Source organism: Embleya sp. NPDC020886 (genome assembly GCF_044333915.1).
Classification (GTDB): Bacteria; Actinomycetota; Actinomycetes; order Streptomycetales; family Streptomycetaceae; genus Embleya.
In genome coordinates this window covers 26,321-45,005 of record NZ_JBIRRX010000002.1, presented here as the reverse complement: position 1 = coordinate 45,005, position 18,685 = coordinate 26,321, and the positions used below count along the sequence as shown (strand labels likewise).

The following is an 18,685-nucleotide window of genomic DNA, read 5'->3' as shown; positions in this document are numbered from 1 at the left end:
GCTTTGATCCTCACATGCGCTCGAAGGAGCGGAATCGCTCCCGGTCGGTCACTGCCGTGTCGTACGCGTCCTGTTCGACCTGCGCCGTGTGCAGGTGGTGGGCCACCACCTCGGCGCCGAAGGCGTGTTCGGCGATGGTCGAGGAGCCCCACGGCTCGGCGGCCCCGCCCGGCGTGCCGGGCACGTGCGGCGCGTCACCGGTGTAGGCGTCGCCGGGTTCGAGTTCGTGCTCGATCCCGTGCAGGCCGACCGCGATCATCGCGGCGACCGCGAGGTGGGGGCTGACGTCGCCGCCGGGAAGGCGGTTCTCGAAGCGGTGCGCGTGGCCCGCAGCGCACACGTGCGGTCGTCCGGCCCCCGGGCGACCTTCGACCCGCCCGGTGCCCAACACCGAGTGCTCGACGTTGTATCGGTCGGCCGGCGTCAGGCCGCGGTAGGCACGGTCCCAGCCGGCCGCGTAGTTGTCCCTGAACAGGATGAACTCGAGTTCGGTGGCCGCGTGCGCGGGCCGGCCGTGCTCGGCGAGCCGGTCGAGTCGGCGCCGCAGGATCTGCCGGGGCGAGGCCGCGACCGGGGAACCGTCGTGCCACAACAGGTCCGCATCGAGCTGCGCGGTGCCGGGATGCCACGGGGTGCGGCGCAGGGTGGCCGGGTCGGGGCACATCACGAAGTCACCGTATCCGCGTTCCCGGGACGACATCGCGTAACCGGCCACCGTGTTCATGTCGGAAGTCCACGGCGAGCAGGTGGTCGCAGCCCTCGGCACCGTGGGCGAGCGCGTCGTCCAGGCTCGGTGAACGCCGGGACTACCGTGTCGATTTCGCCGGTGTCGACGAGCGCGCAGTTCGTCGACGGACGGCGGGGGCGTTCGGTCTGCCAAGGGAGTGCTTCCTGTCGGTCCAACCGGAAGCCATAAGGTATGGCGGAGAACCATTGATTGGGAAGAGCTGGAGGGAGGGATCGTGGACGAGCAATCCGGGCCGGGCCCGAGCGACGGTCTGGCGCCGCTGTTGCGGCCGGTGCGGGTGGGCAACGGCTTCGAGGAGGCGCTGGAGCAGATCCTCCAGGTGATCCGATTGGGCCTGGTGTCCGAGGGCGACCGGCTGCCCTCCGAACGCGATCTGGCCGATCGGCTCGGGGTCAGCCGGGTGACCCTGCGCGAGGTGCTCAAGGTGTTGGCCGATCAGGGCATCGTGGAGAGCCGCCGGGGTCGCTACGGCGGCACGTTCGTGCACGAGCGCCCGGGGCCGGTCGGCGACGGGTCGGCCGCCGAGTTGCGCCGCCGGATCACGACCGTGGACGTGGAGGACACGCTGCGCTTTCGCGAGGTGCTGGAGGTGGGCGCGGCCGGGCTGTGTGCGGCGCAGGGGCTGGACCGGGCCCAGGCCGTGCGGTTGCGGGAGGCGCTGGCGCAGACCCGGGACGCGCCGCTGGCCGAGTACCGACGGCGGGACACGCTGCTGCATCTGACCGTGGCCCGGTTGTCCGGCTCGCCGTCCCTGGCCGGGCAGTACGCGGCGGTACGGGCCACGGTGAACGACCTGCTTGACTGCATACCGCTGCTCGTACGTAATCTGGAACACTCGCAGCACCAGCACACCGCACTGGTCGAGGCGATCCTGGACGGCGATCCGGACGCGGCGGCCGAGGTGATGCGCGAGCACTGCGCCGGAACCGCAGCCCTGCTGCGCGGCTTCCTCGCCTGATCCGGGCGCCCCGGCCGCCGGCCGCACCCGCCGGCGCGAAGGACGTCCTCCACAGGCTTGCGCCGCGACGGCCTGTCGAGTAAAGGTGTGGTATCGAACCAATGATTGACCGCCGCAATCCCGAGGAACCGAGCGACCCTGTATGACCAAACCACTGATCGGTATCAGCACCTACCACGAGGAAACCGCCCGCTGGGGGGTGTGGCGGCTACCGGCGATGTTGCTCCCTGTCGACTATCCGACGCACTTCCAACGTGCGGGCGGCCTGGCGGTGCTGTTGCCGCCGGACGCCCCGGAGGCGGCGGCCGAGGCGGTGGCCCGGGTGGACGCCGTGGTGATCGCGGGTGGTCCGGACGTACGGCCCGCCCGTTACGGCGCCGAGCCGCATGCCCGAACCGGTGTCCCTGACGAGGCCCGGGACGCGTGGGAGAGCGCGTTGATCGAGGCGGCGCTGGCCTCGAACACACCGCTGCTGGGGATCTGCCGCGGCATGCAACTGCTCAACGTGGTGCTGGGCGGCACGCTGATCCAGCACGTGCCGGACGTGGTCGGCCACAGTGGGCACACCGGCCCGCCCGGCCGCATGGTGGCGCACGTCGTCACGCCGGTTCCCGGCACGCTGTTCGCTTCGCTGGGCACCGAGGCGTACGAGGTGCCGACCTACCACCACCAGGCGGTGGACCGGCTCGGCCGGGGCCTGGTGCCCGGTGCGCGGGCCTTGGACGGCCTCGTCGAGGCGGTGGAGCTGCCGGGCGAGACGTTCACGATGGGGGTCCAGTGGCATCCCGAGGCCGGGACGGACGCGCGGCTGGCCGACGCGCTGATCGCCGCCGCCCGCCGGCTGCGGCCGATGCCGGTGCCGGAGCCGATGTCGGAGCTGATTCCGGTGCCGGAGCCGATGTCGGAGGTACCGTCGGAGCCGATTCCGGTCTCGGAGCCGCTGTCGGAGCCGGCGGCCTGAGGCGCGCACCCGACGGTCGCATTCGCCCCCTCCTGGGGCCGGCGCACCGGCGATCCCGCGGCATCGCTCACCGCCGCGCCCGCCGCCGCCCCGGGCTCATCCGACGGGCGGTGGCGGAGCGGTCGGCCGATCGTGGGTGAGCAGGCCGTCCGCGAGCGGCGCGAGCCGGGCCGGCGCCTCGGCGTCGTCGGTCACGATCGGCTCGCCGGGCGCATCGCCACCGGCGAGCGCGAGCAGCCGCGGCCCGGGCCGATCGTCGACCAGTCCCAGCAGCAGATGGTGCACCGGCGTGTACGGCAACATGAAGCCCAGGTCGGGACGCCCCGGGGCGATCGCCTCCGGCAGCGCCGACTCGTCGGTCCGGCGGAGCCGCAGCGGCACGATCGGCCGGGTCGCGCCGGTGAGCGACTCGCGTTCGAGGCCCCCGATCACGGCATGCGGCTCGATCTCGCCGAGCGAACGGGCCAGCACCGCGAACGGTTCGTCCGCCCGCCCGGTGCGCTCGCGCAGCCGCGCCACCGCCTCCTCGTCGGCCGCGGCGCAGAGCAGGTGATAGCCGCCGATGCCCTTGACCGCCAGGATCTCCCCGTCGGCGAGCATCCGGCGCGCCTCGTCCACGGTGCCGAAGCCGATCGGGGCACCCTCCGCGTCGATCAGGGACAGCCGTGGCCCGCAGGCGTGGCACGAGACGGAGGGTGTGCGAAAACGCCGGTCGCCGGGGTCGGCGTACTCCCGGGCGCAGTCCGCGCACATCGGGAAGTCCGCCATCGTGGTGTGCGCACGCTCGTAGGGCAGTGCGGTGGCGATGCCGATCCGGGGACCGCAGTCGGCGCACGTGATGAACGGATGCAGGTGGCGACGATCGGTGGGGTCGGCCAACTCGGCCAGACAGCGCGCGCACGTGGCGGCGTCCGGCGGGATCCCGGCACGGCGCGCGGCACCCGGCTCCACCGACCCGGACGCCGCGGTCGTGCACGCGGTGTCGCCGCCGATCGCGGGTTCCTCGTCGGTGATCGCCGCGACCGCGACGGGCGCGGGCGGGTCGCTTTCGAGCCGGCGGCCGCCCGAGCCGTCGCCGGCCGCATGATCGTGCCCGTGCCCGGGTTCGTCGAATTCCACCGTCTCGTGCATCGGCTCTCCTGGTTCGCCGGTCCGGCACCTCGGCCCACCGGCTCGACGTGCCCGAGCCCGGGGCTCCATTACAGGCACCGTCGGTGATCCGTCCCGGCACCCACGCCGTGACCGCCTCCCGGCGTACACCATTCGCCGCAACCCGCGACTGGCCCGGTCCGGCGGATCCCGGTGGATCGGGCCGCGTCGTCCGGTGTCGGGCGGCGCGGCCCCACCGGGATCCGGCCTACGTCGTCACCGGGCTCACCACCGCCCGGTCCGCCGGGTCCAGGGACATCGTCGCCTCCAGGAGCGCCTCCAGCGCGGGGTCCGACCACGGGCGCACGGCGGCCAGTGGTGGACGATGCCGCCCGGTGGCGATGTCCTCCAGAATGTCGGCGGCGCCGATCCGCCCGCCGATCACCCGGTCGGTGGCCGGCGCCCGGCCCGTCCACGCCGCCCGGAACGAGGCGCCCAGGCTGTACAGCTCGGCGGCGTCGGTGAGGCGCACGTGGTGTCCGGGGCCGGTGTCCAGGAGTTGCCGGGCGATCTCGGGGGCCGTGGTCAGGTCCATCCCGCCCCGGTAGGGGACCGGCAACGGGAGCAGATCCGGGTGGTGGGTCAGATCGTGGTCGATGAACTCGATCCCGGCCCCCGGGGTGACCAGGATGTTCATCGGCTGGATGTCCCCGTGGTGCCAGCCCATCACATGCAGCCGCGCCAGCGCCGCGAACGCCTGCCGGGCCAGCACGAACAATCGATCCGGGAGGCCGGGGCCGGTGCGCCGGGCCGACTCGCACCAACGCCACAGGGTCACCCCGGGGCGCCACTCGACCGCCGTCCACACGCCGTCGTCGACGTGCCCGTGCGCGCCGCCGACCGGATACAGGCCCTGCCCGCGCAGGATGGTCAACACGCGCGCCTCGTGGTGCAGCGACGCGGCGTCGGCCGACCCCCTGGCCGTCTTGATCCGCCACCCTCCGGCCCGCCAGGCATGCGTGTGATGCGAGGTCAGCGGGCGTGGCCGGTCGGCGATGCCGAGGGTCTCCAACGCGGCGGCGAGCAGCGGATCCATGGTCACAGTCTGGCGGACGCGCAGGTTCCGATGGTGCCGCGCCGGGCCGGGCCCACGCACAGGGTGCGGGCGATCTGTGCCGAGATGGGCAGGCCGGTGGCACTCTCGATCCAGCCGAACTCGCCCACGCAGTTGGTCTCCAGGTAGGTCCAGCCGGCCGAGGTGACCACGAAGTCCAGCGCGGCGTACGCCAATCCCAGGTCGCGCACGTGCTCGACGCAGGCCCTGGCGATCTCCGCCGGCGGATCGATCGCCCGGTATCGGGCCGCCTCCAGCGGGACGGCCCGCCAGTCGAGCGCGCCGTCCGTCGTGATCGCCGCGGCGAACACCCGGTCGTCCACGACGGTCACCCGCGCGTCGAACAGTCGATCCTCGACCAGGGCTTGCAGGTAGTGCAGGGTGCCGGCGATGCCGGTCAGATCATCGGAGAGGTGGATCCGGGTGGTCGGGATGAAGGTGGTGTGCCGTTGGGTGAGCGCCTTGACCACGACCTTGTCCCGGTGCGCCGCGATGAACGCGCGAGCCGCCTGCGGATCGCTGGTGAACAGCGTGTCCGGCACGGTGAATCCGTTGCGCGCTGCGGTCGCCAGTTGGGTGGGCTTGTGCAGCGAGGCCGCCACGACGATGGGATCGTCGATCCACACCTTCAGCGGGTGGGCTCGCAACAGGCCCAGCAGTGCGGTGGTGTTCTCGTCCGCGCGCCAGCGTTCCTCGGCGCGGGCCAGTGCGTCCGGCCGGGTGGGTTTGCGCCAGTAGACCGCACAGCGCTCGTCCAGGGTCACCGACACCCGCCCCGAGGTCAGCACGGTGTGCCAACGGCCGGCGGCGAACCGGCCGGTGACCAACGGGCGTTCGCGCATGCGGCCCGGATCCAGGCGGAGCAGGGCCACGGGGCCGCCGAGGAGGTGCGCGGCCACCATGTCGGCGGTCAGATCCTCCTCGGTGGCCACGATCACGACGCTCGCGTCGCGATCAGTCATCCTTCTTGTATCCCCTGGGCTCCTGGGTTCCGGTGTAGGTGCCCGAGTCGACCGCGTGGATCAACAGCGTGCCGCCCGGGGTGACGTTGACGCACAGGTCGGGATCGTAGTGATGCCGGGGCAGTGCGGGCGCGGCTCGGGTGGGGACGGGGGCCCTGCGGCCGAGAATCAAGGGACCGGGCATGACCTCTCCTGACTGTGGGTGTCCGACGAACCCGAACGGTGCGTCATCTTCATCAACGCCCGGATGGGGCACATCAGTTGCACCTGCATGGCAAAAAGAGACGACCGACCCGGAGCAATCCCGGCCGAAGCCGTGCCGAACGGACGGGCGATCAACGGATCTGCGCGCAGGTGATCTCGACGACCAGGTCGAGATGTCGGCCGGCCATGCCGCGCGAGGCGGTCACCCCGAACGCGGTGCGATCGACGCGGGCGGTCGCCCGGACCGAGAACGCCCGGGGCAGCACGTCGATCGCCACTATCGACACCGGCACGGCTCGCGCGACGCCCCGCACGGTGAGTGTGCCGGTCGGCATGTCACGGCCCAAGCGATCGGCGGCGAAGGTGATCGTGGGATGTCGGTCGGCGTCCAGGAAGCGGGCCGAACGCACCACCTTGTCCCGCGCCGCACTGGGCGCGGTGAAACTCGCCGCGTCGATCTCCACCCGCGCCCGGGAGGCGGCCGGTGGCTCCACGACGTCGATCGTCCCGGCCGAGATCGCGAAGCTCCCCCGGACCGGCAGCAGCCCGAAGACGTGCCTGGTCCGAAAGGTGATGGTGGAGCCGGCCGGGTCGATCTCGTAGTGGCCCGGCCGGGGAGTGTCGGTCGCGTACTCTCGTCGGGTTTCCATGGATCCATTGCAGCGGGCGGCTCAGGCCGGCCGGTAGAGCCGATCGTCGTCGGCGCAAGCGACGAAGTACGGGTCCTCGGCGAGGACATACGACTTTCGTAGGTTTCCGCTCGGCCGAAAGGCCGGCGGAGCACCCATCCCGATGGAGGTGACCTACCGTATGGCCGTGACCGACTGTCGATGGGACCAACGGCACCCGGTCGCCGTCGACGTCGGTTGGCGCTCTTCTTCGCGCCGCTCGACACCGCGGCGACCCTGTGGGGCCTGGTCTGGTGGCCGGCCCACCCCGGTCCGCTCGCCTGGACGATGCGGGCGGCCGAGGTACTCGCGGGCCTGGGCGAGGGCCGGTCCAACGCACAGATCGCGTCCCGCCTGTTCCTGTCGGAGGCCACCGTGAAGGGCTACGTCTCCCGACCGCTCGACAAACTCGGCTGCGCCAACCGCACCCAGGCGGGCCTGATCGCCCACGACGCGGGCACCTGACGCCCGGGTCGACCTGACAGGATGGCCGCATGCCCCTGGTGGAAGCGTCGGTCGAGGTCCCGGTCGATCCCGCGACGGCGTTCGCGATCTCCCAGACCACCGGCGCGGTGCGCCGACGGTGGGATCCGTTCATCCGCAGCCAACGCTTCCTGGACGGCGCGACCGAGCCGGGCAAGGGCGTCCGCACCCTCACCGTCCACCGGGCCGGCTTTCGGATGATCAGCGAATACGTCTCGTACCAACCGCCGACGAACGTGGGCATGCGGATGGTCGAGGGATCGTGGTTCTTCGCCAGGATGGGCGGCGGCCGGCGCTTCACCGCGATCCCGAACGACCCGAACCGCGCCCGAGCCGTCTGGCGCTACAACTTCACCTGCCACCCCCGCTGGTTGGCACCGATCGCCGAGCGCATCGGGACACTCGTGTTTCGACGCGAGATCGAGCACCGGATCGCCCGCTTCGCGCGCGCCTGTTCGGACCCGGTCGTGCCGGCGGCGATCCGCGACGACCGGGTGCCTCCGGCGGGACGTGATCGAGCGGCGCCCGACTGAGCGACGAGGTGCCCCCGGCGCGGGCGGCGCGGCCGATCAGGTGCCGCCGCCCGCGGCGGATGCGCCGCCGGCCAGGCGTTCCTCCAGGCGCTTGCCCTCGATGTCGGGGTCGGGGACGTATTTGGCGAACCACTGCGGGTGGTACCAGAGCTTGGCGCGGACGATCGCCATCGTCGCCGGGACCAGGGTCAGCCGGACCACGAAGGCGTCCAGGAAGACACCGACCGCGAAGCTGAAGCCGATCGCCTTGATGGTCGGATCGTCGGTGAACATGAAGGCGACGAAAATCGCGAACATGATCAGCGCGGCGGCCGTCACCACCCGCGCGGACAGTGCGGTGCCGCGCGCGACCGCACCGCGCGCATCGCCCGTGGTGGTGAAGTCCTCCTTGATCCGGGAGACGACGAACACCTCGTAGTCGCTGGACAATCCGAAGATGATCGCGAGCATCAGGATCGGCAGGAAGCTGATCGTCTCGGTCGGGGTGATGCCGAAGATGTGCTCGCCCCAGCCCCATTGGAACATCGCAACCTGGGCGCCGAAGGCCGCCCCGACCGACAGCAGGAAGCCGATGATCGACGTGATCGGCACCAGGATGGTCCGAAACGCGAGGGTGAGCAGCACGAACGCCAGCCCGATCACCACGATCAGGAACACCGGCAGCGCGGCGGAGAGCTTGGCGGACACGTCGATGTTGGACGCGGTACTGCCGCCGACCAGGATCGGGGCGCCGACGCCGGCCTCGATCGCCGCACGGTTGTCCCGAATGCGGTGCACCAGGTCGGCGGTGGCGCCGGAGTTGGGCCCGGTCGTGGGGATCACCCGGACCACGGCGACCTGGTCGTTCGTGGCGAGCGGGCCTGCCGCCGCCACATCCGGCTGCTGTTTGAGCGCGGTCACCAGGTTCTGCATACCGGTCTGATTCACCGGCCCGTCGGCGACCACCAGGAGGGGCCCGTTGAACCCGGGTCCGAAGCTCGCCGCGGTCAGGTCGTAGGCCTTGCGTTGGGTGGAGGACTTCGGTTGCGAGGCGCCGCTGGGCAGCCCCAGTTCCATGCTCGTCGCCGGGATCGCCAGCACGAGCAACAGGCCGATACCGACGACCAGCGTCGGGATCCGAAAGCGCACCACGAAACGTGCCCAGGACGCGCCGAAGGTCCGGGCCGGTTCGGTCGCGGTGATCCGCGCAACCTCCTCGTGGTGCCCGGGCCGCAGGCGCGTGTCGATGAACGAGACGACCTTGGGCCCGGCGAAGCCCAGGATCGCGGGCAGCAGGGTGAGCGCGATCAGCAACGCGACCGCCACCGCCGCGGCGGCGCACAAGCCCATCACGGTCAGGAACGGGATGCCCACGACGGCCAGCCCGCACAGGGCGATGACGACGGTGAGGCCGGCGAAGACCACCGAGCTGCCGGCGGTGCCCAGGGCCAGGGCCCCGGACTCCTCGACGGCCATCCCGCCGATCAGATTGTTGCGGTGTCTGAACAGGATGAAGAGTCCGTAGTCGATGCCGCAGGACAACCCGAGCATCAGCGCCACCGTGGTGGACGCGGACGCGATGGTCACCACCGACGCGACGGCGGTCACGCCCATCAGGACGACCACCACACCGATGATCGCGGTGACGATCGGCACGCCGGCGGCCACCACCGCGCCGAACGTGATCAGCAGGATGACCAGCGCGATCGCCAGACCGATGACCTCCGGCAGTTCGGAGGGGGTGATCCGCCAGCCCGGGTACACACTGCCCGAGTACTCGACCTCGACCCCGGCCTGCCGAGCCGGTGCCACCGCGTCCTTCAGCGCGTCCAGGGTGGAGTCCTCGACGTCGGCCGGCTGCACGGAGTACTGCACCCAGCCGAGCGCGACCTGCTGGTCCGGTGCCACCCCCTGATCGGTGAACGGGTCGGACACGGACACCACTTGCGGCACCGTCCGCAACTGCGCGACGGCCGCCTCGATGCCGGCCTGCGGACCCTGGTCGGTGACCTTGGCCGTGCCCTTCGCGGCGAACACCACCTGGGTCTGGGCGCCGCCGAGCGCAGGCAGCTTCTCGTTCAGCAGGTCGGTCGTACGCTGCGACTCGGTCCCGGGGATCGTGAACGTGTCGTCGGTCTTGCCCCCGCTCACCGTCGCGAGCACGACGGCGGCCACCGCAACGGCCAGCCACACCGCCAACACGAGGCGCCGATGCCGAAACGCCCATTGCCCCAGCCGGAACAGATAGGTGGACAAGCCGCTTCCCTCCGCACCGACCGACAGGCCGCAACCCCTGCACGGACCGCCACACGACGCCCCGCACCCGCATTCATGATTCGCCCATATTTTCCCTGTTTCGCCCCATCGATCCGCGTCGACGCGCCGACGAACCCGAGGCCGGCGCCGAACCGAACGGCGCGTCGGAGGGCCGGACGAGCCCGCGCCCACGTCGGGGCCGGAACACCGCGGGGGTGGTCTTCGTGGTTGTATCGAGCGGACGTCCGACTCCCGATGGGAAGACCATTGCCCCTGCCCGGCCCGGATTCGACCCGGCGAGCCCTCGGTGCGGTCCGGAACTGGCTGGTTTCGGCTCCCGGTACCTATCTCTGGCTGCTGATCCTCCATGTGACGACGGCCGATCTGTATGTGCGGCTGACCGCCGACGAGCGCATCACCTTCCTACGGCACCGGAGCACGAACCTGCACAACCTCGACGTCGCGCCGCTGCGGGTGTTGGTGGCCAGCGCCGTGTGGGACCAGGGGATGCATCTGCTCAAGTTCACCGTGATGTTCACCGTGTTGTGCGCGGTCGCCGAGCGGTGGATCGGGACTCGGCGATGGCTGGCCGTGGTCGCCCTCGGGCACGTGGGCGCCACCTTCGTCAGCCAGGCGATCGTGCTGGCGCAGATCCACGCCGGCACCCTGCCGCAAAGTACGCGGTTCCAACCGGACGTCGGCCCCAGCTACGGATACATGGCCGTCGCGGGGCTGCTCTGCTACCGGATCGTCGGACCATGGCGCCTGCCCTACTTCGCGGGCCTGGCCCTGTACGTCGTCCTACCGCTGCTCGTCCACCGCGACTTCACCGCGATCGGACACCTCAGCGCGGTATTGATCGGGCTGTGCTGCCGCCGGCTCACGCGCGGACGACCGAAGTGGGACTCGGGGGCGTGGTGGCGCGCGACACGTCCGCGCCTCGACCCGCGCCTCGTGCTCGCGAAGCGGTGACGAGACACGACGTCGCACCATGCCGTTAATGGGATTTTTGTCCGAAATGAACGGCTAATCTCCCTGCATGCACGCATGGAATGGCAGGTCCCAGCCCCTCGGCGCCACCTTCGACGGCTCGGGCACCAACTTCGCGGTGTTCTCCGAGGTCGCCGAGCGCGTCGAGCTCGCGCTGATCGACGACGACGGCACCGAACGGCGGGTGCCGCTGCCCGAGGTGGACGGCTTCGTGTGGCACGGGTACCTGCCCGGCGTCGGTCCGGGCACACGCTACGGGTATCGCGTCCACGGACCGCACGATCCCGACCGCGGGCATCGTTGCAACCCCGCGAAGATCCTGATCGACCCCTACGCCAGGGCGATCGACGGCACCACCGACGGCGACCCGTCGCTGCTCGACTACCGCCCCGAGGCCCGGGATCAACAGAACACGTCGGACAACCTGGGTCACACCATGTTGTCGGTGGTGACCGATTCGACCTTCGACTGGGGCGACGACCGCAGCCCGAACCGGCCGTACCACGAGACGGTGATCTACGAGGCGCACGTCAAGGGCATGACCCGCACCCATCCCGACGTCCCGGAACACCGACGCGGCACCTACGCCGGCCTCGCCCACCCCGCCGTGATCGAGCACCTGACCACCCTCGGCGTCACCGCGATCGAGTTGATGCCGGTACACCAGTTCGTCCAGGACGGCTCGCTGCTCGACCGAGGGTTGTCGAACTACTGGGGCTACAACACCATCGGCTTCCTCGCCCCGCACAACGCCTACTCGTCCTCCGGGACCCGAGGCGAACAGGTCACCGAGTTCAAGGCGATGGTCAAGGCCCTGCACGCCGCCGGGATCGAGGTCATCCTCGACGTCGTCTACAACCACACCGCCGAGGGCAACGAACTGGGCCCGACCCTGTCCTTCCGCGGCATCGACAACGCCTCGTACTACCGTCTGGTGGACGACGATCCGGCGCACTACTACGACACCACCGGCACCGGGAACAGCCTGCTGATGCGCCACCCCAACGTGCTCCAGTTGATCATGGACTCGCTGCGCCACTGGGTCACCGAGATGCACGTCGACGGCTTCCGTTTCGATCTGGCGGCCACCCTGGCCCGGCAGTTCCACGAGGTGGACCGGCTCTCCGCGTTCTTCGACCTGGTCCAGCAGGATCCGGTGGTCAGCCGGGTCAAGTTGATCGCCGAGCCGTGGGATCTGGGCGAAGGCGGCTACCAGGTGGGCAACTTCCCACCGCTGTGGAGCGAGTGGAACGGCAAGTACCGGGACTGTGTACGCGACTTCTGGCGCGGTACGGACGGCGTGTTGCCCGAGTTCGCGGCCCGGCTGACCGGTTCCTCCGACCTGTACACGAGCGAGCATCGCAGGCCGCTCGCGGGCGTCAACTTCGTCACCGCACACGACGGCTTCACCCTGCGCGACCTGGTGTCGTACAACGGCAAGCACAACCGGGCCAACGGCGAACAGGGCCGCGACGGCGCCGACGACAACCGCTCGTGGAACTCCGGCGCCGAGGGCGACACCGACGACCCGAGCGTGTGCGCGCTGCGCGAGCGCCGCCAACGCAACCTGCTCACCACGCTGTTCGTCGCGCAGGGTGTGCCGATGCTCGCACACGGCGACGAACTCGGCCGCAGCCAGCAGGGCAACAACAACGTGTACTGCCAGGACAACGAGATCGCGTGGATGGACTGGGCCCGGGCCGCCGCCGACCCGGCCCGCCGAAACCTGCTGGAGTTCACCCGCGGCCTGGTCCGACTCCGCGCCGCGCACCCGGTGTTGCGCCGCCGGCGCTTCTTCCGCGGCGACGGCGCCGACGGCCCGGCCGACCTGCTGTGGTTCCGCCCGGACGGCGCGGAGATGACCGGGGCGGACTGGGACCGCCCCGACGCCCGCTCGGTGGTGGTCTTCCTCAACGGGGACGCCATCTCCGAACGCGACGCACGAGGCGGGCCGATCGTCGACGACTCGTTCCTGTTCGTGCTCAACGCCCACTACGAGGGCATCGAGGTCCGCATCCCGGTCCTGCGCGACGGGGGCGACGTGTGGCACGTCGCGGTCGACACCGCCGACCCGGACGGCGCGGACGAGGTGGAGGTCAAGGCGGGCGGCGTCCGGGCCGTGCGGGCGCACAGCGCCCTCGTCCTGATCCGGCGCCGCCACCCCGAATGAGCGCGGCCCGCGTCGCCTCGCCGCCGGGCTTCCGCACGGCGGGGCGACGCGGACCGGCCGCCGATCAGTCCCGGTTCGACGGGTGGAGCGTACCGGCGTAACGGCGGGTGAACCCGTCCGCCGCCGCGACCGTGACGTCGTAGCGGCCGTGCGCGTCGGTCGGCCACGTCACGGTGTCCCGGTCCCGGGCGCCGACCCACTGATCCCGGGCCGTGCCGCCGAAGTCGTTCGGCGTGATGGTGAACCGCAGGTCGGTGTCCCCCTCGTTGCCCAGCCGCAGTTCCACCCGGCCCGCGTCGGGCCGCCGACCGTGCAGCGTGGCCCGGACCGAGGGCACGGCGATGTCGCGCTGCGGGTCGCGGACCACGGTGCCGGCGAAGCGCCGGACGAAGCCGTCCGCACCGTGCACGCTGAAGTCGTAGACGCCGTCGGTGCCGGCCGCGTCCCACACGTAGGTCGCGCTCTTGCCCGGTGCGACGGTGAACGGGGTGCCCGCGAACGGGAGCACGATGTTGGGGAACACGGTGAAGTGATAGGTCACCGTGCCCTCGTTGGCCAGCGTGCACTGCACCCGGCCGGTCTTGCGGTCGACGGTGACATCCGCCCAGGGACGGTACGGCAGCGGCCGATGCGGGCGGTAACCGGGTTCCTGGGTGGGCACCTGCTGGGCGCCCGCCGCCGGCAGTTTGACGCCGGGCAGCGCCTTGGCCGCGTCCGCCTTGGCGATCAAGGGGTTGGTGTCCGGCAGCGCCGGAATCGTGTAGTCGGGGCGGGTGAAGTCGAAGCACGAGGTGAGGTCGCCGCAGACCGCGCGGCGCCAGGCGGAGATGTTGGGTTCGTTCACCCCGGTCACCGTCTCCAGGAAGCGCAGCACCGAAGTGTGGTCGGCCACCTGGGAGTTGACCTGACCGCCGCGGCTCCAGGGCGAGGCGATCCACAGCGGTACGCGCGAGCCCAGGCCGATCGGCCGGCCGCCGACGAACTCCTCGGGGGTGCCCGGCTCGGGCATCGGCGGCACCACGTGGTCGAAGTAGCCGTCGTTCTCGTCGTACATCAGCAGGAACACGGTGTGCTTCCACACCTCGGGGTTGGCGAACATCGACTGCATCGCGGTGTTCACCCAGTGCGCGCCGTAGTTGGGCCCGGCGTCCGGGTGTTCGCTGAACAGGTAGGGCGCGACCAACCAGGAGACGGTGGGCAGCGTGCCGTCCTTGCAGTGCGCGTCGAACGCGGTCAGGTCCCACTTGGTCATCGCGTTGATGTAACGCGGGTCGTCCTTGGGGAAGTTGTGGAACTGCTTGAAGTAGGACAGGCCGTTGTCGTCGTAGTCGCCGTAGCGCTCGTCCTTGCTCGGGTTGTGGTAGACGCGCCAGCTCACCCCGGCTGCGGACAACCGCTCGGCGTAGGTGGTCCAGTCGGCGACCGGGTTGTCGGTGACGGGGGTGTTGTCGGTCCACGGGCCGGTGGTGCCGTCCCGGCCGGGTCCGGCGGTGCCCGACCACAGGTAGAGCCGGTTCGGGTCGGTGGGGCCGTTGAGCGAGGTGAAGTAGGCGTCGCAGACCGTGAACGCGTCGGCGAGGGCGTACTGGTACGGGATGTCCTCGCGGGTGAAGTAGCCCATCGAGCGTTCGCCCTTGGCCGCGACCCAGCGGTTCTGCGCACCGTTGTTGACCGCGGTGTGGCCGGTGCTCCAGTCGTGCGGGAGGCCGCCGGCGTTCTGCGCGTTGTACTTGGTGGAGTCCATCCGATACGGCAACAGGTAGCCGCCGTCGGTGCGGCCGGGGTGCGGCTGGCGGAACACGTCGTCGCCGTTCGGCAACACCAGGCCCTGGCGGTCGGCGAAGCCGCGCACGCCGGCGAGGGCGCCGAGGTAGTGGTCGAAGCTGCGGTTCTCCTGCATCAGGATCACCACGTGCCGAACGTCCTTGATACTGCCGGGCTTCGGCCGACGGGCGGCGTCCGCGGCGGGATCGGGTGTCGGGTCGGCGTACGCGGGGGTCGCGGTGAAGCCCACCGCGCCGGCCGCGCCGACGGCGGCGGAGGCGCCCACGAAGGAGCGGCGGCTGAACTCGGTCATGACGAAACGGTCCTTTTCGGAAGGGGAGGGGACGCGGGTCAGGCGCGCAACGTGAAGGTGGCGACGGCGGCGGCATGGTCGCTGGGCCAGCCGTTGCCGGCGGTGCCCGGGATCGGCTTGGGCCAGCCGGTGACCAGGCTGTGCGCCTCCTCGGCGGACAGCGGTCCGGCGGTGTGCAGCGCGTCGATCCGGTCCTGCGGTTGGGTCGGGTCCACCGGCGACCAGGTGTTGCCGGGCTCGCGCGCCGGGTCATGGTGTCGGTCACGGAACACGTCGGCCAGTCGGGCCTGTTCGAGCAGTTGGGTGACCGGCCAGCGCACCGGCCCGGACGTCCCGTGCGCGCCGGCGGTGCGGGCGGTCCAGTCCAGGTGCGAGGGCGAGGACAGGGCGCCCGCGAGCAGTACCGGGGTGTCCCGGGCGGCACGCAGGTCGGGCGCCATCGCCGCGACCAGGGCTCCGGCCTGGCGGTAGCGCAGGCTCGCCCGTTCGGCCGCCTCGGCCTGCGCGGGGGTGCGGCCGCGCCGAATCCCGATCGGCCCGTAGTCCCCCTCGTCCAGGCGCGTGGTCCACACCCGGACGGCACGCACCCCGGGCGCCCGCACGGTCGCCGCCACCGCCGGCAGCTCGGCGCTCGCCGGGCGCGGGTCGGTGAGCGGGTGCCGGCTGATCAGCGCGAGTCCGGCCGCGTCCTCGTGGACCGCCCAACCCAGCGCCTGGGCCACCGCCTTGCCCAGCACGCCACCGGTGTCCTGCAACGCCAGGACGTCCAGCTCCTGGGTCAGCGCGAGCCGCAACACCTTGGTCACCGCGCCGTCCACGTGCTTGCCCGCGTCCCACGCGTCGAGGCCGGCGACCTTGAGCGTGACGGCGCGCGCGTTGCGCCGGACCGGTATCTGCACGGTGAGCTGCGAGGTGGCGCCGGTCGCGCCGTCGCGGCCTTCGACCACGAGGACGCCCGGCCGGCGCGCGCCGGTGCGCGGGCCCTCGGCGGTGACCACGCCGTCGGCACCGACGCCGAGCCACCCGTCGCCGCCGCGGGCCCGGAAGGTGACGCCCTGGCCGGACTGTTGCCCGTTCGAGGCGGTCCACAGCCCGGCCAGGCGCACGGTCGCGGTCTCCCCCGGGGCGATCGCCGCACCGGTGACGGTGTCCACCGCGAACCGGGGCCGGGGCGGCACCGGCCGCACCGCGAAACCGAACGGCGTGGTCTGCGCCAGGATGCCGTAGCCGTCCTTGGCCAACAGGTAGGCGGTGTAGGGGCCGTCCGTAAGGCCCTGCGTGTCGATGGTCACCTCGCCCTCGGCGGTGGTGACGTACTTCCAGGCCAACGACCCCCCGCTGCCCGGCTGCCGAGCCCCGTCGTAGACCCCGACCCAGTTCTTCGCGTGCGGCGCGTCGGTGGCGAACCGAAAGGTCAGCGCATCACCCTCCTTCGGCACGGTGGGACGCAGAAGAGTGAGCAAACTCCCTGACATATCGTCAATTCCTTTCCACAACAGAGGCGGCGACGTCGAGACGGAGAACGGCACCCGAGCACCCGAGCCGAGAACCGGGGCCGGCGGAGCCGACGACTACGGGGTGAACCGGCGTGCGCGCGGTGCAACTGCGCCCGCTCGTGGGCGAACTCGGGACCTGGGAGTCGTGTCCGGGGCAGGGCCGACGGTGATCGAGATGTTGCGGCCACGGAAGGTGGGCACGGAAATGCTCCAGGCGGAAGTCGAGTTGTCTGTACAACTCGGCTCAGTAGGCCGGCACCCGATGGCCGGGGCGTGAACACATCCGCACCGCCGGGCAAGCTTCACGGGAAGAGCCGGCGCTCCCGGACCGGGCCACGAGGGCGAGTGCCGCCCCGCGCGATCGGCGGCACGGCGGACGGAGCAACAACCGGGCACCCACCGGCTTCGGCCGCCGGGTGGGCCGAGCAACGATACGCAGGGCGATGGGTCGGACCCGAAAGGTCACGACGCACACGGGCGGAGAGGCCCACGCTCCCGCGCCGGGCCGAGTCTCCGCTTGTCAAGTCTCCTACGGAGAGTTATAAGGTGGAGTGCACCTTCTGTACCCAGGCCCCCTCCGTGGCCCGAGAAAAATGGCGCGCGGCAGCACGGCGCGCGGCGCCGGACCACGACGGGTCCTCCCCGGCGCAGAGGTCGGTGCGGACCGCCGCACCGGCGTCCCGAGGCCGCCCGTCCCGGTCGCCGGCCGGCCCGCCCGCCCCGATCGCCTCGACGGCTGACGGAAGACGGAAGAAGGGCCGATACGATGCCGATGCGATGGGAATCCTTCCTCGCGGCAGTCCAGGAGCGGGGCGAATACTCCTCCCCCGAGGAGGCGGAACGAGCCGTCCGGGTCGTCCTCGCCCTCCTGGGCGCACACCTCGTCGGCGGCGAAAGTGCCGAGCTGGCCGCCCGGCTCCCCGAGACCTGCGCCGTGGTGCTGCTCAACCCGCTCCCCGCACACGAGCCACTCAGTGCCGACCGCTTCGTCCGGGCCACCGGCGCGTGGATCGAGGGCGCGACCGACGAAACCGCGAAATGGGACGTCGGAGCGGTACTCAGCGTCGTGGCCGACGCCACCGACGAAAATCTGATGAGCCGCCTGCTCCTGCAACTGCCGCCGGGCTACGACATGCTCTTCGGCCGCCCCCGACGCTGACTCGTCGGGTCGCGCCGCGGTGGCTCAGGCCGGTTCGACGCGCAGGAACCGGGTGAGCAACAGCCGCAACATCGGCGCCTGCTCCAGTGGGGCGAAGCCCGGATCGGTCGCCAGCCGTGCGAAGACCCCGTCGATCTGAGCCGCGATCCAGGTCGCCGCGTCGTCGGCGTTCAGCCCGGCGTCGATCCGCCCGGCCGCGGCGGCACGACGCAACAAATCGGCGATGCCGGACCGGAGTTGGCGGTCGTTGCGGGCCACCAGCGCGGCGATGCCCTCGTCTCGCTGGGCCTCCGCCGCGGTGTCCAGCGCGAGACCCGCGAACTCGGGGTCGGCGGCCAGCTCGACGACCGTGTCGATCAGCGTGAACAGCGCCGCGAGCGCGTCCTCCTCGGCGACCAGCCGTTCCAGGAACTCTGCGGTCTGCACGCCCTCGCTCTCGATCAGCGCCACGATGATCGCGTGCTTGCTCGGGAAGTAGTGGAAGAGATTCCCCGGACTCATCCCCGCGCGTTTGCAGATGTCCGCGGTCCGGGTGCCGTGGAAGCCCATCTGCGCGAAGCAGGACGCGGCGGCCTCCAGAATCTGGCGTCGCTTGGCTGCGTGCTTGACGGGATCGACGGTGCGCATGGGGCACTCACTCTACCGCGCACCCGCCGCCCCGCGTCGCCGGCCGGCCGGCGACGCGCAGACGCACGATGAGCCGGAACCGGATCGACGGATCACCGGCGAGGCTCCGACAAGATCGACCCACGGCCGCCGAACACCGTCGCGCGACCGCCCCGATCGCGCATCCGGCCCGCACCCCCGAACCCGACCGACGTCGGCCGCGTCCGCCGCC

General features: G+C 71.4%; 15 protein-coding genes and 2 pseudogenes. 7 read left to right on the top strand and 10 right to left on the bottom strand.

The features are described 5' to 3' along the window. Positions 1-10 precede the first annotated feature (10 nt). Positions 11-880, bottom strand: a pseudogene (locus ACH4U8_RS07130) (hypothetical protein). A gap of 82 nt (positions 881-962) precedes the next feature. On the opposite strand from ACH4U8_RS07130, the gene ACH4U8_RS07125 reads away from it, so the two are divergent. Together ACH4U8_RS07125 and ACH4U8_RS07120 are read left to right on the top strand one after the other, a co-directional pair. Further along, a complete protein-coding gene (locus ACH4U8_RS07125) occupies positions 963-1,706 on the top strand; it encodes a FadR/GntR family transcriptional regulator (RefSeq protein ID WP_395776036.1) in 744 nt (247 codons plus the stop codon). Between the two features lie 142 nt (positions 1,707-1,848). Next, the gene (locus ACH4U8_RS07120) at positions 1,849-2,667 is read left to right on the top strand and encodes a gamma-glutamyl-gamma-aminobutyrate hydrolase family protein (RefSeq protein WP_395776035.1); all 819 of its coding nucleotides are present in this window, start codon (positions 1,849-1,851) and stop codon (positions 2,665-2,667) included. Positions 2,668-2,763: 96 nt separating this feature from the next. Here the strand turns inward: ACH4U8_RS07120 and ACH4U8_RS07115 are convergent, their stop codons facing one another. From ACH4U8_RS07115 to ACH4U8_RS07095, 5 genes are all read right to left on the bottom strand, one after another. Further along, positions 2,764-3,798: a Sua5/YciO/YrdC/YwlC family protein gene (locus tag ACH4U8_RS07115; RefSeq protein ID WP_395776034.1), complete on the bottom strand. Its 1,035-nt coding sequence runs from the start codon at positions 3,796-3,798 to the stop codon at positions 2,764-2,766. A 226-nt stretch (positions 3,799-4,024) separates the two neighbouring features. Then, on the bottom strand, positions 4,025-4,852 hold the full coding sequence (locus ACH4U8_RS07110) for a phosphotransferase (RefSeq protein WP_395776033.1): 828 nt from the start codon (positions 4,850-4,852) through the stop codon (positions 4,025-4,027). Between the two features lie 2 nt (positions 4,853-4,854). Beyond that, positions 4,855-5,832, bottom strand: coding sequence for a hypothetical protein (locus ACH4U8_RS07105; RefSeq protein WP_395776032.1), 978 nt, complete (start codon positions 5,830-5,832; stop codon positions 4,855-4,857). Beyond that, the gene (locus ACH4U8_RS07100) at positions 5,825-6,016 is read right to left on the bottom strand and encodes a hypothetical protein (RefSeq protein WP_360320867.1); all 192 of its coding nucleotides are present in this window, start codon (positions 6,014-6,016) and stop codon (positions 5,825-5,827) included. The genes ACH4U8_RS07105 and ACH4U8_RS07100 overlap by 8 nt, the downstream gene beginning before the upstream one ends. Before the next feature lie 151 nt (positions 6,017-6,167). Then, positions 6,168-6,686 (bottom strand): YceI family protein, encoded by a 519-nt coding sequence (locus ACH4U8_RS07095; protein ID WP_395776031.1) that lies wholly within the window; start codon positions 6,684-6,686, stop codon positions 6,168-6,170. Positions 6,687-6,989: 303 nt separating this feature from the next. On the opposite strand from ACH4U8_RS07095, the pseudogene ACH4U8_RS07090 reads away from it, so the two are divergent. Then, positions 6,990-7,169, top strand: a pseudogene (locus tag ACH4U8_RS07090) (response regulator transcription factor); the annotation flags it as partial. Between the two features lie 29 nt (positions 7,170-7,198). Further along, the gene (locus ACH4U8_RS07085) at positions 7,199-7,720 is read left to right on the top strand and encodes an SRPBCC family protein (RefSeq protein ID WP_395776030.1); all 522 of its coding nucleotides are present in this window, start codon (positions 7,199-7,201) and stop codon (positions 7,718-7,720) included. Positions 7,721-7,756: 36 nt separating this feature from the next. Here ACH4U8_RS07085 and ACH4U8_RS07080 read toward each other — a convergent pair whose 3' ends face one another. After that, entirely contained in the window at positions 7,757-9,955 is a 2,199-nt protein-coding gene (locus ACH4U8_RS07080) for an MMPL family transporter (protein WP_395776029.1), read from the bottom strand. 255 nt (positions 9,956-10,210) lie between these two features. On the opposite strand from ACH4U8_RS07080, the gene ACH4U8_RS07075 reads away from it, so the two are divergent. Together ACH4U8_RS07075 and glgX are read left to right on the top strand one after the other, a co-directional pair. Next, positions 10,211-10,927, top strand: a complete 717-nt coding sequence (locus ACH4U8_RS07075; protein WP_395776028.1) for a rhomboid-like protein — start codon at positions 10,211-10,213, stop codon at positions 10,925-10,927. 67 nt (positions 10,928-10,994) lie between these two features. Next, on the top strand, positions 10,995-13,115 hold the full coding sequence (gene glgX, locus ACH4U8_RS07070) for a glycogen debranching protein GlgX (protein ID WP_395776027.1): 2,121 nt from the start codon (positions 10,995-10,997) through the stop codon (positions 13,113-13,115). A 64-nt stretch (positions 13,116-13,179) separates the two neighbouring features. On the opposite strand, the gene ACH4U8_RS07065 is transcribed toward glgX, so the two are convergent. Further along, a complete protein-coding gene (locus ACH4U8_RS07065; RefSeq protein ID WP_360320849.1) occupies positions 13,180-15,192 on the bottom strand; it encodes a phosphocholine-specific phospholipase C in 2,013 nt (670 codons plus the stop codon). 38 nt (positions 15,193-15,230) lie between these two features. Beyond that, on the bottom strand, positions 15,231-16,667 hold the full coding sequence (locus ACH4U8_RS07060; RefSeq protein ID WP_395776026.1) for a hypothetical protein: 1,437 nt from the start codon (positions 16,665-16,667) through the stop codon (positions 15,231-15,233). A 787-nt stretch (positions 16,668-17,454) separates the two neighbouring features. Here ACH4U8_RS07060 and ACH4U8_RS07055 point away from each other — a divergent pair. Beyond that, positions 17,455-17,847 (top strand): DUF2267 domain-containing protein, encoded by a 393-nt coding sequence (locus tag ACH4U8_RS07055; protein ID WP_360320845.1) that lies wholly within the window; start codon positions 17,455-17,457, stop codon positions 17,845-17,847. Between the two features lie 24 nt (positions 17,848-17,871). Here ACH4U8_RS07055 and ACH4U8_RS07050 read toward each other — a convergent pair whose 3' ends face one another. Further along, positions 17,872-18,474, bottom strand: a complete 603-nt coding sequence (locus ACH4U8_RS07050; RefSeq protein WP_360320843.1) for a TetR/AcrR family transcriptional regulator — start codon at positions 18,472-18,474, stop codon at positions 17,872-17,874. Positions 18,475-18,685: the final 211 nt, after the last annotated feature.

Excerpts from the sequence above, each read along its gene's own strand:
- ACH4U8_RS07075 (WP_395776028.1), top strand. The coding sequence starts at position 10,211 with ATGGGAAGACCATTGCCCCTGCCCGGCCCGGATTCGACCCGGCGAGCC.
- ACH4U8_RS07100 (WP_360320867.1), bottom strand. The coding sequence starts at position 6,016 with ATGCCCGGTCCCTTGATTCTCGGCCGCAGGGCCCCCGTCCCCACCCGA.
- glgX (WP_395776027.1), top strand. The coding sequence starts at position 10,995 with ATGCACGCATGGAATGGCAGGTCCCAGCCCCTCGGCGCCACCTTCGAC.
- ACH4U8_RS07060 (WP_395776026.1), bottom strand. The coding sequence starts at position 16,667 with ATGTCAGGGAGTTTGCTCACTCTTCTGCGTCCCACCGTGCCGAAGGAG.
- ACH4U8_RS07115 (WP_395776034.1), bottom strand. The coding sequence starts at position 3,798 with ATGCACGAGACGGTGGAATTCGACGAACCCGGGCACGGGCACGATCAT.
- ACH4U8_RS07085 (WP_395776030.1), top strand. The coding sequence starts at position 7,199 with ATGCCCCTGGTGGAAGCGTCGGTCGAGGTCCCGGTCGATCCCGCGACG.
- ACH4U8_RS07095 (WP_395776031.1), bottom strand. The coding sequence starts at position 6,686 with ATGGAAACCCGACGAGAGTACGCGACCGACACTCCCCGGCCGGGCCAC.
- ACH4U8_RS07105 (WP_395776032.1), bottom strand. The coding sequence starts at position 5,832 with ATGACTGATCGCGACGCGAGCGTCGTGATCGTGGCCACCGAGGAGGAT.
- ACH4U8_RS07120 (WP_395776035.1), top strand. The coding sequence starts at position 1,849 with ATGACCAAACCACTGATCGGTATCAGCACCTACCACGAGGAAACCGCC.
- ACH4U8_RS07065 (WP_360320849.1), bottom strand. The coding sequence starts at position 15,192 with ATGACCGAGTTCAGCCGCCGCTCCTTCGTGGGCGCCTCCGCCGCCGTC.
- ACH4U8_RS07110 (WP_395776033.1), bottom strand. The coding sequence starts at position 4,852 with ATGGATCCGCTGCTCGCCGCCGCGTTGGAGACCCTCGGCATCGCCGAC.
- ACH4U8_RS07050 (WP_360320843.1), bottom strand. The coding sequence starts at position 18,474 with ATGCGCACCGTCGATCCCGTCAAGCACGCAGCCAAGCGACGCCAGATT.
- ACH4U8_RS07055 (WP_360320845.1), top strand. The coding sequence starts at position 17,455 with ATGCCGATGCGATGGGAATCCTTCCTCGCGGCAGTCCAGGAGCGGGGC.